Genomic DNA, 14,793 nt, shown 5'->3' with positions numbered 1-14,793 from the left:
GGTAAATCGGATTAAGCTTTGTTTTGGATCAGTTCAACGAGGTCAGCGATGCGGTTGCTGTAGCCCCACTCGTTGTCGTACCAGCTGAAGAATTTGACCAGATTGCCCATGGCCATGGTCAGACCACCATCGATGATGGCGCTGTGGGGGTCGCCCTGGATGTCGGTCAGCACGATGGGATCTTCGGTGTAGTCGATGATGCCCTTGTGGGAACCCTCGGCTGCAGCCTTGAACACGGCGTTGACTTCTGCCACGGTGACATCACGCTTGAGCAGCACCACCACGTCACTGATCGAGCCAGTGGGGGTGGGGACGCGCAGGGAGGTGCCATCGAACTTGCCTTTCAGGTTGGGGTAAACCTGAGCAACGGCTTTGGCGGCTCCGGTGCTGGTGGGGATGATGTTGATTCCGGCAGCACGGGCACGGCGCAGGTCAGAGTGGGGCAGGTCCAGCACGCGCTGGTCGTTGGTGTAGCTGTGCACGGTGGTCATGATGGCTTTTTCGATGCCGAAAGCTTCATCGATCAGCTTCATGGGTGCAGCAAGGCTGTTGGTGGTGCAAGAAGCGTTGGAAATGATGTTGTGAACAGCTGCATCATAATCTTGCTCGTTGACGCCCAGCACGATGGAGATGTCCTCGTTCTTGGCGGGAGCAGTGATCAGGACTTTTTTGGCTCCGGCCTGCAGGTGCAGGGAAGCCTGCTCTCTGTTGGTGAAGATGCCGGTGGACTCGATGATGAGGTCTGCACCCAGCTCGCCCCAGGGGAGTTCTGCGGGGTTTCTCACGGCCAGGGCTTTGATTTTCTTGCCGTTGACAGTGAGGGAGTCATCATCATATTCCACAGTGCCGTTGAAGCGACCGGCGGTGGAGTCATATTTCAGAAGGGTTGCGAGGGTTTTGTTGTCGGTGAGGTCGTTGATGGCAACAACTTCAATGCCGCGTTCGACGAGAATACGGAAGACCAAGCGTCCGATGCGTCCGAAACCGTTAATGCCTACTTTCATGGTCATTTCCTCCGCTGAGTAGTTTAACACCATTCCGTCAAGGCACATGCCCCACTTGTTTGGATTTTGGTGTCTTTGTGACGCTAAATAAAACCGTGCTGCAGAATTGGTGTAGCAGCCCTTTCACCAGATTAATCTGCAAGAGGTGATTTTTCTGAGAAAACATAAGGATTTAGACCAGGTATAACTAAAAAATAAACATTTCACAATCTGATTGCAAAGGAATTTCTGGCCTGCTAAATGGACATTTCCCCACACTTTCATGCAAAATCACCAGCCAGACCCTAAACTGCAAGCATGAAAAAGTGGATGGCTTTTCTTGTTTTCAGCACCCTCAGCACTGCCATGGCCCAGGTCAGCCTTGGGGTGGGGGCAACCTACCAGTTTCTTCCTGGCACCAACAACCTCAGCAACCAGGGATTTTTTGTGCAATTTGATCAGGATGGCCTGCTGATTGGCAGCAGGATTGAAGCAGGTTTGCAGGGAGGCAACAACCCTGGTTTCAACCTCAAAGCTGCTGTGCTGGCAGATCTTCCCCTTGCAGCAGGGTTCAGATTGAAAGTGGGGGCTGGCCCTGAATTGGTCAGAGACACCCAGACCAACAACTGGGCTGTGAATGGCTACGTGTTTGCCAGCCCTGAATATGAACTGGCACTGGGCTTCTCTGCGTTTGCAGAAGTGGCTTACAGCAAAGTCCTGTACACCCAGGTGGCCACACCAGATGGCATTGCTGTAAAAGCAGGGATCCGATTCAGTTTCTGATCCCTTCGTATCCGTTTTTGTGGTGAAAAGGCCAGGGCAAAAGAGTGGACATGTTTGTCCACTCTTGCTTTTGTCTGTCGTGTTGACGCAAAGAGACATCATTTTTGTCAGGGCAGCCAGGGTTGTGTTGTGCTGGGACCGACCCTGAAAAACCCTTTTCAATGCTAAGCTCAAATCAGATGCAGCGTTCTGGGAACCTCAATTCTTCTGCTGTCAACCACAAAAACCCAACCTGCAAAAGAGGAACCCAACCATGAGTCTGACCCTGATGTTTTTACAACTGGCTGTGATTTTGCTGGTGGCCAGGCTGGTTGGCCTGCTGATGCGCCGCATGGGTCAACCCCAGGTGATTGGAGAGATTCTGGCTGGCATTGCTCTGGGGCCTTCCTTGCTGGGCCTCATGGCACCCACAGTGCAACATGCCCTGTTTCCAGCAGAATCTGTGGGGCTCCTGAAGAACCTCAGCAGTCTGGGGCTGGTGCTGTTCATGTTTCTGGTGGGTCTGGAACTGGATTTGCAACAGATCCAGAAGATGTACCGCAAAGCCATCAACATTTCCATTGGTGGAATGGTTTTGCCCTTGTTGCTGGGCATTGGGGCTGGAGCTTTTCTGATGTCTTATCCAGAGTATCTGGCTGCTTCTCAAACCCCGCTGGTGGGGGTGCTTTTTCTGGGGGTGGCGCTTTCCGTGACCGCTTTTCCAGTGCTTGCTCGCATTCTGTCTGAATTTGGCATGACCCGCACCCGTCTGGGTGCTCTGGCCCTGGCCAGTGCTGCCATAGATGATGTGGTGGCCTGGCTTTTGCTGGCAGGTGTTCTGGTGCTCGCCAGAGGGAACTCTGAACATGCTGTGGTGCAAGGTGCAGGAACCATGGTGTTTCTGCTGGTGTGCTCTCTGGTGTTGCGTCCCATGCTGCGCTGGTTGGCAGATTTCCTCAGCCAGAAACAGGCCACCGATTGGGCCCTTCCCATCTGGATGGTTCTGCTGTTTCTGTGTGCCTCGGCCACCGAATACCTGGAAATGCACTATGTGATGGGGGCCTTTCTGTTTGGGATGATTTCCCCCAGAGGCTGGGTGGTGCAGGCAATGGAACAGCGCATTGCCCCACTCACCACCCAGTTGATGCTGCCGATCTTTTTTGTGATCTCGGGCCTGAACACCCAGCTCAATTTGCTGAGCAGCATTTCTGGATGGCTGGTTGCCCTATTGATGATTTTTCTGGCTTCTGCAGGGAAACTGGTGGGCTGTGGCTGGTTGGCCTGGAGGTCAGGGGAAAGCCGGGGAGATGCACTGGCTCTGGCCGGGCTCATGAATGCCCGGGGCCTGATGGAATTGGTGATGCTCAACATCGGGCTGCAGATGGGATTGATTGGTCCTTTGCTCTTCAGCATCATGGTGCTGATGGCGGTGGTGACCACCATGCTGGCCACGCCGATTTTTCAGCTGGGCATGCGCTGGTCAGGCCAGCAGATGGGGGAGACTTCAGCAAAAACCCCTCAATAAATTGTGCAATGAAGTGTTTTTGAAAGCGCCTGTCAAAATCAAAACCAGGAACTTCTGTTCCTGGTTTTTTCTGCTGTTATGGTCAGAAAGAGATTCTGGAGGCTCAGGGGTACATGCGGGTGAGCATTCTGGGGAAGGGAATGGCTTCCCGCAGGTGGTCAATTCCGGTGATCCAGGACACCAGACGCTCCAGACCCAGACCAAATCCGCTGTGCGGGACACTGCCATAACGCCTGAGGTCCAGGTACCATTCAAAGGCTTCTAAAGGCAGGCCATGGTCTTCGATGCGGCTTTTCAACAGTTCAAAGTCATGGATGCGCTGGGAGCCTCCGATGATTTCTCCGTAGCCTTCTGGAGCAATCATGTCGTCGCACAATACAGTGTCAGGATTTTCGGGGTCAGGCTGCATGTAGAAGGCTTTAAATGCAGTGGGGTACTTCTCGATGATGACCGGACGGTCAAAATGGTTGCCCAGCAGGGTCTCATCGGGCGCACCAAAATCTTCACCCCAGGGGATGTCGCGTCCGTAGGTTTTGAGGATCTCCAGGGCTTCTGTATAAGTGATTCTGGGGAAATTGCCCTCTGAGGCGGGTTTCAGTTTTTCGAGGTCCCGTTCCAGAATTTTCAGTTCTTCCTGACAATGGTTCAGCACATGGCTGACCACAGAACTGACCATGCGTTCCTGCAGGGCCATGTTGTCCTGGTGGTCTGCGTAGGCCACTTCGGGCTCGATCATCCAGAATTCCAGCAGGTGGCGTCTGGTTTTGCTTTTTTCTGCCCGGAAGGTGGGGCCGAAGGTGTACACCTTCCCGAAAGCCAGGGCTCCGGCTTCTCCATAAAGCTGCCCGGACTGGCTCAGGTAGGCTTTGTCCTCGTCAAAGAGGTTGATTTCAAAGAGGTTGGTGGTGCCTTCTGCTGCGTTGGGTGTGAAAAAGGGAGCATCAAAGCGAATGAAGCCTTCCTGATGGAAGAAGTTGTTGATGGCCGTTTGCACTGCGTCTCTGACACGGATGATCGCCCAGGGCCGCTTGTGTCTCAGCCACAGGTGACGGTGTTCCAGCAGGAAGTCAATGCCGTGTTCTTTGGGGGTGAGGGGGTAATCGGCAGCATTGTCGGCCACCACCTGAATTTCACGCACACTGAGCTCTACGCCCCCAGGCGCGCGGTCGTCCAGCCTTGCAAGGCCAGTGAGGATCAGGCTTTCTTCCTGTTGCAGGCGTTTGGCCGTCTGGAAAACCTCTTCGGAGACATCTCCTTTAAAGACTGTGGCCTGCATGAAACCCGAGCCGTCTCTGATCTGCAGAAAGTGAATTTTGCCGCTGGAGCGGATTCCGGTGAGCCAGACTTGCAATGTCACGGTCTGGTCAGCATGTTGTTTGAGGTCACGGATGAGCGTCATAACCTACAGATTATAAGTTGTCCAGTCAAATTCTGGGAAGGTCAGGGGGCTCTGGTCTGGTGGCGTTTTCAGCGGGTCAGTTCCAGTGGAAATACATTTGTGAACGTTTACGAATCTTTGTAAGGTTTCTGCAAACGCCTCAGGATATACTGAACTTGGTCTATGAAAGCGTGTTCTTGAAGTTCTTGGAAGCACTTCCCTTTTGACTTTGAAAGATTTTGAAAGGGGGCTTTACAGGCCGGGGTGGATTCTGCTACCTTTAGTTTGTTCTGAAAACTAAGTATGCTGTTTGTGCCGCGAACAGCATATGAGGACTGCTTTACATCCCACTTCAAGCACCACCACTCACGTGTTGCCGCCACGTCAGAGTGTTTTGGTCGTGCGGTCGCAGAAACAACAGAACACAAGGGAGGCCTTGACAGAACATTGTTTTGGGCGTTACCGTTTGGGTAACGACATCACAAACTGATCAAGGTGGAAAGGGAGCAACTATGAAGAAAGTACTCGCCGCCGTAACTGTTTCACTGCTGGCTGCATCCGCAGCAGCCCAGTCCAAGCAGCTTGAGATCTTCTCCTGGTGGGCCGGAGACGAAGGTCCTGCCCTGGAAGCACTCGTCAAGCTGTACAAAGCGAAATACCCCGCAGTGGACGTGCAAAACGCCACTGTGACCGGGGGATCAGGTGTGAACGCTCGTGCTGTGCTCAAAACCCGCATGCTCGGGGGAGATCCACCAGACTCCTTCCAGGTGCACGCTGGTCAGGAACTGACCGGCACCTGGGTGGCTGCAGGCCGCATGGACGACCTCAGCGCCCTCTACAAAGAGCAGGGCTGGAACAAAGTGTTCCCCAAAGGCCTGCTTGACCTGATCAGCACCAATGGCAAACCCTGGGTCGTTCCCGTGAACGTGCACCGCTCCAACGTGATGTGGTACAACCCCGCCAAACTGCGCGAGTGGGGCATCACCCCTCCCAAAACCTGGGACCAATTCTTCGCCACCTGCAAAACCCTCCAGGCCAAAGGCATCACCCCCCTGGAAGTCGGCGAAAACTGGACCCAGCAACACCTGTGGGAAAGCGTCGCTCTGGGCACACTGGGCCCAGCCGATTACCTGAACCTCTGGAACCGCAAACTGAAGTTCAACAGCCCCAAAGCCATCAAGGTCTGGGAAAACTTCGGCAAAGTGCTGGCCTGCACCAACACCGACGCTTCCGGTCTGAGCTGGCAGCAGGCCATCGACAAAGTGGTCAGTGGCGAAGCCGCCTTCAACATCATGGGTGACTGGGCTGCAGGATACCTCTCCACCACCCTGAAACTGGAAGCAGGCACGGGCTTTGGCTACGTGGCTTCCCCTGGTACCAATGGCACATTCATCATGCTGGCCGACGCTTTCGGTCTGCCCAAAGGCGTGAAGAACAAAACCGAAGTCACCAACTGGCTGCGTCTGCTGGGTTCCAAAGCAGGTCAGGATGCGTTCAACCCCCTCAAGGGCTCCATCTCCCCCCGCAATGACTCCGACCTCAGCAAGTACAGCAAGTACTCCCAGAGTGCTGCCAGAGACTTCCGCACCAACAAGATCGTCGGCAGCCTGGTGCACGGCGCAGCTGCCAACGAGACCTTCATGAGCAACTTCGCCACCGTGATGGAAATCTACCTGTCCACCAAGAGCGCCACCAAGGCCGCCAACGCTGCCGAGGCCATCGCAACCCAGAGCAACCTGGGCAAGTAAGTTTTCACGCACAACCCCTAAAACTCCCGAGGGTCAGTTCACCGGAGGGTGAACTGACCCCCTTTTTCATCGGGAGCCAGAACGTCTTCTCTCCGTCCTTCCCTATAGAGGTGGGATTTTTTTAACGTTCTGGATGTCACAAAAAGGGCTGTGCAAGACAGAGTAGGAGCCGCACCATGGCGAATGCAAAACAACCCATCCTTAAAAACACCCCGTCTCCCAAGACGGCCTCCAAAAAACCCATGGATTTTGACCGGCTGTACGCAGCGCTGCTGCTGATCCCGAGCATCATTCTGGTGGGCATTTTTGTGTACGGCTTCATTGGGCAGACCATGTACACCTCCCTGACCAACTGGGGTCAGGACCCTGCCCAGACCCTTGCCCTCAACCCCCAATTGAAGTACATCGGATTCCAGAACTATGGTGATTTGTTCACCGGTCTGCTGGATTCCCGTTTCCGGCAGGACCTGGTTTCCACCCTGTTCTTCACCGTGTTCTTCATTGCAGGATCGCTGGGCATGGGCCTCATTCTGGCCGTGATGCTGGACCAGAACCCCAAAGGGGAGAGCTTCTTCAGAACCCTCTTCCTGTTCCCGATGTCCCTGTCCTTCATCGTGACCGGAACCATCTGGCGCTGGCTGCTGCAGCCTGGTGGGGGCTTCAACCAGCTGGGCAACAGTGCACTGAACACACTTTTTGGCACTGATAAGCAATACTTTGGCTTTCAGTGGCTCAACACCCGCCAGCAAGTCTGGCAGTTCAACTGGCAGGATGTGCCTTTCTACACCGCTCTGGTGGTGGGTCTGGTGTTCTTCTACCTGGCCTACCAGGCATGGCAGAACCGCAACACCAATCGCATGATTGTGGCTGCCATTTCTGGACTGGTTCTGCTGGTGTGGGGCATCATCTGGGGCAGAAATGCTGAATGGCTTTACCCCATTCCTGAAGACCACGGTTTCAACCTTGCCTTCATCGGCATCATCATTGCTGCAGTCTGGCAGATGGCTGGTTACACCATGGCCCTCTACCTCGCAGGAATCCGGGGCATTCCCGAAGACCTCCGTGAAGCCGCCCGTGTGGACGGTTGCACCGAGATCCAGATTTACCAGAAGATCATTCTGCCGCTGCTGACCCCCATCACCCTCTCCGCCGTGATCATTCTGGGCCACATCAGCCTGAAAATCTTCGACCTGGTCTTTGCCATGGCCGGTGCAGACAACGCCACCACCGACGTTCCTGCCCTGCTGATGTACCTGACCAGCTTCCGCAGCAACCAGTTCGCCAAAGGTGCTGCCATCTCCATGGTCCTGCTGGTGCTGGTGGCCGCCGTGATCGTGCCCTACCTGTACACCTCCCTGAGAAAGGAACGCAGATGACCAAGGCTGCTCCTGCCAGTGCCGCCCACGGCAGCACCCACAAGACCCTGATCCCCATGCCCATCGTCTACACGGTCCTTGGCATCACTGCCCTGTTCTTCCTGGTGCCGATGTACATGGTGCTGATCACTGCGTTCAAAGATCCCTCCCAGATCAACCTGGCGACCGCCTGGGTTCCGCCCACCACCCCCAACTGGCAGGGCTTTGCAGAAGCCATGCGCCTGTTCCTGCCCAAATTCCAGAACAGCCTGGTCCTCACCATCTCGGCCACCCTGCTGTCTGCTTTGCTGGGCTCCCTGAACGGCTACATCCTCTCCAAATGGCAGTTCTGGGGAAGCGGCATCCTGTTTGCCCTGATGCTGTTCGGGATGTTCATTCCCTACCAGAGCACCCTGATCCCCATCTTCCAGACCCTGAAAAGTGTGGGCCTCTACGGCTCCATCTGGGGACTGGTTCTGGTGCACGTGATCTACGGCATTCCCATCACCACATTGATCTTCAAGAACTACTACTCTGAAGTTCCTGATGAACTGATGGAAGCCGCCAAGATTGACGGTGCAGGTTTCTTCCAGGCTTACACCAACATCATTCTGCCCATCTCCATCCCCGGTTTCGTGGTGGTGATCATCTGGCAGTTCACCCAGGTCTGGAACGAGTTCCTGTTCGCTGTGACCCTCACCAACCCCGACTCCCAGCCCATCACGGTGGCCCTGGCCCAGCTGGCCGGTGGTGAAGCCGTGAAGTGGAACCTGCCCATGGCCGGAAGCCTGCTGGCCGCCCTGCCCACCCTGCTGGTGTACATCTTCCTCGGGAAGTACTTCATCCGCGGATTGCTGGCCGGTTCGGTCAAAGGCTGAGCAGGTTAAGTCAGAACACCTGATTTTTCCAGGGACGTTTCTAAGCACTCCGGCGATTTCGTCGGGGTGCTTTTTTGTTTAGGATGGGCAACATGACCGATTCAAACCTCCCTTCAAACCCAAATGTTCATTTTTATGCTTCCAGAAAAGAGACAGAACGCCTTTCCAGGGGCATTGGTCCTCTGGAGCATCCTCACTTTGTCTGCCCTGCCCGAAACCCCCTGCCTTGATAAGGAAAGACCTCCTTTACAACTAAGGACTCTTTCAAGAAAAGAGGATAGAATGTCAGTCGTGTACGTAAACCGCCGCGCCAACTACGAGTATGAAATTCTGGAGCGTTATGAAGCCGGAATCGTCCTGACCGGAACGGAAGTCAAGAGCATCCGTGCTGGTGGGGTGGATTTCCGGGACGCTTACGCCCGTCTGGAAAATGGCAACATCGAACTGGAAGGGCTTTACATCCCCATTTACGAAAAAGGCACCTACAACAACCACGAGCCGCGCCGCAAACGCCGTTTGCTGCTCAACCGCTCTGAGATTGTCAAACTCAAAAAAGCCCTGGTGCAAAAAGGTTTGACCCTCATTCCCACCAAGATGTACTTCAAAGGGCAGTACGTGAAAGTGGAAGTGGCTGTGGCCAGGGGCAAGAAGCTGCACGACAAACGCCGTGCAGAAGCTGAAAAAACCATGAAACGGGAACTCAGGGAATTGTGAAACGGTTTTTGCTGCTGCTGTTTTTGCTGATGAACACCGCTTTCGCCCAGTACACCCTGCAAACCCTGGGTGTGGGGAAAAAACAGGTGCAGAGCATCAGTTACTATGGGGTCCAGTTTGTGCGGGCAGAACTGCTCAGCCCGTACTTTCTGGTTTCGGTGGATGCCCGGACGGTGCGGGTCAAGTACGGCAAGAACACCCTGACCCTGCCCATCGAGTCCAATCCAGCAGCAGGCATTTACCAGGCGTATTACATCCAGGTCAACGACCAGACCCAGACGGGCTTCCCTGCCATTGTGGTCAACCGGGGCATTTTTGTTCCGGTGCAACAGCTGGCCAATGCGCTGGCCATCACCATGTCTGGAAACCAGCTGGTCATTCCACGGGCCAGATTGGGCAATGTGGCCTCCAAAACAGATGGCAAGTATGACCGTCTGGTGTTTGAGCTGGATCAGAATGTGACCATTGAAGACCAATCCACGGCCAGTGAAATCAAACTGGTGGTGCGGAGCACATGGGCCAAAGGCACCACCTACACCTCATCTGGAAAACACCTGCCCAGGGTCAAGGTGGAGGTGGATGGAGATGATCTGGTGGTGCGTGCCCCCTTGCCCAAAGGATCTGGTTACCAGTTCTTTTTCACCCCCCTGTCGGACCGCAGTGCCCGGCTGGTGCTGGATGCAGGGCCGCAGTTTCAGGTGAAGCAAACAGCTTTGCAAGAACGGGTCCTGAAGCCGGTCATTGTGCTGGATGCAGGGCATGGCGGAGAGGACACCGGCGGCACCCGTGGGGTGATTGAAAAGGATCTGGCTCTGGAAGTGGTGCGCCGCATGGGACAGGCCCTCTCCAAAGCAGGCTGGATGGTCAAGTACACCCGCACCAGCGACACTGCAGTGTCTTTGCAGAACCGGGCGGCCCTGGCCCGCAGCAGTGATGCTTTTGTGAGTGTGCATCTGGGCTATGCTCCAGGCAACACCCAGAGCGGGGTGGTGATGTCTTATCCTGCAGGGCATGAACAGCTGGAGTACATCCGGCAGTTGCGTGAAGAGAATGCCACTTCGCTGGCCGTCAGCAACTTTGAAGCCCTCAAAACCTTTGGGCAGACCGTGCAAAAAGAGCTTTCCAAAGTGAAAGTGAAGTCCAGACTGAAAGCCACCCGCGACCTGTACCTGCTTTCTGAAGCGCCCAAGGCTGCTTTGATGGTGGAACTGGGCTACCCCCAGAACGCTCAGGACCTGGCCAAACTGAAAGACTCCACTTACCTGGACACCCTGGCCCTCGGGCTGGCCCGGGGGATCACGGTTTACCTGACCCCCAAAGACCAGAAAACCCAGAAAGCCCAGCAAACCCCCCAGACCCAGAAGGACCTCAAGCCATGAACAAAGTGCTCACCCCTGTGAACATCATTGCCCTGTTGCTGCTGGCTGCTGCCGGATTGTTCTATTATTTTGTGACCCTGCCGCCCAGTGTGCCCGAATATGACCTCAATACCGGAGGGGCCACCGTATCCAAAAATGTGCGGTTGTATTTCAATGATCCTGCCCTGGAGAAATACCGCACCGAGGAACGCAGCCTGCAGCTCCCAGTGGACAATGAAACCACCCTGGCCCAGCTGGCCATCAAAGCCCTGATGACTGGACCCAAGGCGGAAGGCAGCGTCAGCACCCTGCCCAAAACCGGGGATGCTCCGGTGGTGTTCACACGGGAAGGCCATTATTATGTGAACATTCCTGCATCCTGGCAGAAACTCAATTATGGCAGCACCGCTGAGCTGCTGCTGATCTGTACCATCACCCGCACCTTGCTGGACCTCAACCCCAACAATCTGGACGTGGCTTTCATGGTGGAGGGCAAGACCGTGGAGAGTCTGGCGGGTCATGTGGATCTGCGCAATGCGTTCAACCGGGAGAGTTGTCCTTGAGAATTGAGTCCATCAGCCTGCAAGGGTTCAAAAGTTTTGGAGAGAAGACCCGCATTGAGTTTGTGCCTGGCATCAACGCTGTGATTGGTCCCAACGGCAGCGGGAAAAGCAACGTCATCGAGGCGATCCGCTGGGCCACCCACACGGCAAGGGTGCGTGAGCTGAGGGCCGGCAATGCCACCGAACTCATTTTCCACGGCAGCCAGGGCAAAAGTTCCCTGGGTCTGGCAGAGGTGTTGCTGGAACTTTCAGGCCTCCACAAAAGCCCTCTCCCTGAGCGCCTGAACCTGGCCCGCCGGGTGTACCGGGATGGAGACACCGAACAGGAGCTGCTGGGCAAAAACGTGCTGGTCCGGGACATCCAGAATGCCCTGAGGGGCAGTGGCCTGGGACCGGGAGGTCTGGCTGCCATCGGGCAGGGAGAGGTCTCCGGGGTGGTCACAGCAGACAGCAAGACTTTGCTGGGCTACCTGGAAGAAGCTGCAGGTCTGAGTGCCCTGACCCACCGGGAAAAACAGACCCTGGACCGTCTGGTGGAAGTGGAGAGGCACCTGGAACAGCTGGAACTGGTGGCTGCGGGTCTGCGGGAAAGAACCGAGCAACTGAACAGAGAAGCCGAAACCGCCCGCAAACACAGCCGTTACACCCTGGAATTGCAGCACCTGCAGCAGGCCACCCATTGGGCAAAGCATCAGGGTCTCACCCGTGAATTGCAGGATTTGCAAACCCAGGAAACTGCTTTGCAAGCAGAAATCCAGCAAGGAGCAGAACAGTTCACGGCCTTACAGAACCGTCAGGAAGCCCTCAGGCTGGCCTTGCAGGCCGCAGGCGTGGAACGGGCAGAATACGAAAGCACCCTGCGCCTGATTAAAAATGCCGAAGAGCGGGTGCGGGACACCGAAAAATATCTGGACCTCTTGCAGCAGGACCAGCAGAACCTGCTTGCAGAGATGGAGCTTCTGGAAGCTTTGCCTGCCATCGAGAAACCTGCAGCAGACCCGGTGCAGATTGAGGCCAGCCTGAGGTCCTTGAAAATCCGCCTGCAGAGTGCTGAACGCCGGTTGCAGGCCAGCGAAAAAGACCTCAAAGAGGCTTACCTGCAGGCCCAGGAAGCGGCCCGTGAAGAAGCCCAGAACGCCACCTTGCAAGAAGAAGCAGACAACCTGCAAACCCTGGTCGATCAGGACAGTGAAAACCTCAAAACCACCGAGGAGCAATTGACCCTGGTGCGTTCCCGGCTGGCCCTCACAGAGGAGCAGTACAAAACCACACTGGATGCTTTTGAAATGGCCCGCAAGAACCTGCAACTTGCCAAAAACGACCTCTCAAAAGCCAACAACGAGAAAGCCCCTCTGGAACGGGAACTCAAACGCCTGGAAGTGCTGCTCAACAGTTATGCCCGCTATGGTGAAGGGGCCAGAAATGCCCTCAACAGCGACATCGAGGGCATCATTGGCAGTGTGGCAGACTGCCTGAGTGTTCCCGAAGCGTACGAAACCGCCATCACTGCAGCCCTGGGACGCAGGCTGGAGCAGGTGGTGGTGCAGAATGCCCAGGTGGCCCAGGACACCATTGAGCACCTGAAACGCTCTGGAGGACGGGCCACTTTTCTGCCGCTGGACCTGATCAGATCCCGTGTGAGGCCAGACAGCCGTTTGCTGGCTGAGCGTGGTGTGCTGGGTTACGCCCACAACAAGTGCCCCAGTGATCCTCCCCTGATCAGTGAACACCTGCTGGGAGACACCCTGATGGTGCAGGACCATCCCACCGCCATCCGCATTGCCCGCAGCCATGCCCAGAGGCCCCGACTGGTGACCCTGGATGGAGAGGTCATCGAGGCCACAGGAGCCGTCACCGGGGGTAAACTGAAAGACTCTGGTCTGACGGTGCTGGCCGACCAGCGGCGTTACCATGACCTGCAAGACGAACTGGACGATCTGGACCGCAAAGCAGACCGGGCACGCAAGCAGGAACGCTCGCTGGAGGAAAGCCTCAAACAGCTGGAAGACCAGGTGCGAGATCTTCGCCTGAAACACCAGCAGGAAAAAGGCCAGGAAGCCCAGCTGGAACGCACCCTCACCCAGGCTGCTGCCCGCAGGGATGCCTTGCAGAGGCAACTCAGAAGCGTGCAGGGCAGAATGCATGCAGAAGCAGGCACCACGAGCCCTGCTGGTGTGCAGGTGCTGGAAGAAGCCACTGCGCAGATTCGTCAGGACCTCGAAACCATGCGCCAGCAGGAACAGCAGTTCACCTCTGAGTTGCACGGGGTCAAAGAACAGCACACCGCCTACCAGCACCACCAGCAGGAACTGCAGCGCCTGAGCAGCACCCGTGAGAAACACCAGCGTCTGAATGGACAGATTCAGGGCTATTTGCTGAACCTGGACAACCATCAGCGTGAACTGGGCACCCACCAGAGCAAACTGCAGGCGCTCAGCAAGCCTGAGCTGGCCCCTCTGGAAAAGGAATACCGCCAGATTTCCGAACAACATGCTGCCCTGACCCGCAAAGTGGCAGATCTGCAGCGCACCCTGGAAAACACCCGTCTGAACCTGGCCCGCAAGGAAACCCAGCGGCAGGAAATCGGTGAGGTCACCCCACCCGAACAGATGCCCGAAGGGGACCTCAGAAACTGGACTTCTCGTATTCAGACGCTGGAACGCTTGCTGCTGGACCTCGGGGCCATCAATGCCCTGGCCGAACAGGAACACCAGCATGAATCCCAGCGCCTGCAGGTTATGGAAAGCGACATTCAGGACACCCGGAATGCCATCCAGCAGATCCGGGAAGCCCTGAAGGACCTCAGGCAGGACATCCACAACAAGCTGTATCTGGCCTTTGACCGGGTCAAGACGGCTTTCTCCAGTTATGCGCAGGAACTGCTGGGCGGCCTGGGAGAATTGCAGCTGGAGCGGGATGAAACCGGCAAACCGACAGGAATGGGAATGGTGGTTCAACCCAGAAGCAAACGCACCCGCAACATCCACCTGCTGTCTGCAGGGGAGAGGACCATGGTGGGGCTTGCTTTCCTGTTTGCCCTTTCAGAAGCACCAGAAGACCAGCGTGGCCTGCCCATTGCCATTCTGGACGAAGTGGATGCTCCTCTGGACGAGGCCAACATCCGAAGGTTCACCCACTTTTTAAAGCTGCTGGCCTCCAAAGGGAGCCAGTTCATTCTGGTCACCCACCAGAAAGCCACCATGGAAATTGCCCATGCGCTCTGGGGGGTCACCACGGATGCCAAAGGGGTGTCCAGAACCTTCAGCATCAAAAACAGCGACATTGAGACTTTTGTGCAGTGATTCTGTGCAGTGAAAGTCGAACCATTGCTCTGATTTTATAGAGCTGTAGAGTCAAAGAAAATCCCCTTCCTTTCTGGAAGGGGACAGCATGATGCTGAAGGATGATCAATGCCCAAGGATCTGGGAAAGAAAGAGTTTGGAGCGTTCATGCTGCGGGTTGTTGTAAAACTCCTCCGGGGTGGCCTCCTCCACAATTGCCCCCTTGTCAAAGAACACCACCCGGTCCG

Annotated in this window: 11 protein-coding genes; 9 read left to right on the top strand and 2 right to left on the bottom strand. The window is 55.7% G+C overall.

Annotated elements, in window-relative coordinates; translation table 11 throughout:
* Positions 1-11 precede the first annotated feature (11 nt).
* On the bottom strand, positions 12-1,004 hold the full coding sequence (gap, locus tag IEY52_RS07235; protein ID WP_189001855.1) for a type I glyceraldehyde-3-phosphate dehydrogenase: 993 nt from the start codon (positions 1,002-1,004) through the stop codon (positions 12-14).
* Between the two features lie 297 nt (positions 1,005-1,301).
* On the opposite strand from gap, the gene IEY52_RS07230 reads away from it, so the two are divergent.
* Both IEY52_RS07230 and IEY52_RS07225 read left to right on the top strand, forming a co-directional pair.
* The gene (locus IEY52_RS07230; protein WP_189001853.1) at positions 1,302-1,766 is read left to right on the top strand and encodes a hypothetical protein; all 465 of its coding nucleotides are present in this window, start codon (positions 1,302-1,304) and stop codon (positions 1,764-1,766) included.
* A 253-nt stretch (positions 1,767-2,019) separates the two neighbouring features.
* Positions 2,020-3,270 (top strand): cation:proton antiporter domain-containing protein, encoded by a 1,251-nt coding sequence (locus IEY52_RS07225; protein WP_189001851.1) that lies wholly within the window; start codon positions 2,020-2,022, stop codon positions 3,268-3,270.
* A 103-nt stretch (positions 3,271-3,373) separates the two neighbouring features.
* On the opposite strand, the gene asnS is transcribed toward IEY52_RS07225, so the two are convergent.
* Positions 3,374-4,669, bottom strand: coding sequence for an asparagine--tRNA ligase (asnS, locus tag IEY52_RS07220; RefSeq protein ID WP_189001850.1), 1,296 nt, complete (start codon positions 4,667-4,669; stop codon positions 3,374-3,376).
* Between the two features lie 491 nt (positions 4,670-5,160).
* Between asnS and IEY52_RS07215 the strand changes: the two genes are divergently transcribed.
* From IEY52_RS07215 to IEY52_RS07185, 7 genes are all read left to right on the top strand, one after another.
* Complete coding sequence (locus IEY52_RS07215) at positions 5,161-6,396, top strand: ABC transporter substrate-binding protein (RefSeq protein WP_189001849.1); 1,236 nt, start codon at positions 5,161-5,163, stop codon at positions 6,394-6,396.
* A gap of 176 nt (positions 6,397-6,572) precedes the next feature.
* Positions 6,573-7,772, top strand: coding sequence for a carbohydrate ABC transporter permease (locus IEY52_RS07210; RefSeq protein ID WP_229684668.1), 1,200 nt, complete (start codon positions 6,573-6,575; stop codon positions 7,770-7,772).
* A complete protein-coding gene (locus IEY52_RS07205) occupies positions 7,769-8,629 on the top strand; it encodes a carbohydrate ABC transporter permease (RefSeq protein ID WP_229684667.1) in 861 nt (286 codons plus the stop codon). The genes IEY52_RS07210 and IEY52_RS07205 overlap by 4 nt, the downstream gene beginning before the upstream one ends.
* 123 nt (positions 8,630-8,752) lie before the next feature.
* Positions 8,753-9,343, top strand: a complete 591-nt coding sequence (gene smpB, locus IEY52_RS07200; protein WP_308424995.1) for an SsrA-binding protein SmpB — start codon at positions 8,753-8,755, stop codon at positions 9,341-9,343.
* Entirely contained in the window at positions 9,340-10,722 is a 1,383-nt protein-coding gene (locus IEY52_RS07195; RefSeq protein ID WP_189001847.1) for an N-acetylmuramoyl-L-alanine amidase family protein, read from the top strand. Before smpB ends, IEY52_RS07195 begins: the two co-directional genes overlap by 4 nt.
* Complete coding sequence (locus tag IEY52_RS07190; RefSeq protein WP_189001846.1) at positions 10,719-11,264, top strand: GerMN domain-containing protein; 546 nt, start codon at positions 10,719-10,721, stop codon at positions 11,262-11,264. Before IEY52_RS07195 ends, IEY52_RS07190 begins: the two co-directional genes overlap by 4 nt.
* Positions 11,261-14,566 (top strand): SMC hinge domain-related protein, encoded by a 3,306-nt coding sequence (locus IEY52_RS07185; RefSeq protein ID WP_189001845.1) that lies wholly within the window; start codon positions 11,261-11,263, stop codon positions 14,564-14,566. The genes IEY52_RS07190 and IEY52_RS07185 overlap by 4 nt, the downstream gene beginning before the upstream one ends.
* Positions 14,567-14,793 lie beyond the last annotated feature (227 nt).

The organism is Deinococcus roseus, from assembly GCF_014646895.1.
Taxonomy (GTDB): Bacteria; Deinococcota; Deinococci; order Deinococcales; family Deinococcaceae; genus Deinococcus_C; species Deinococcus_C roseus.
This window is presented reverse-complemented; position numbering and strand designations above follow the sequence as displayed.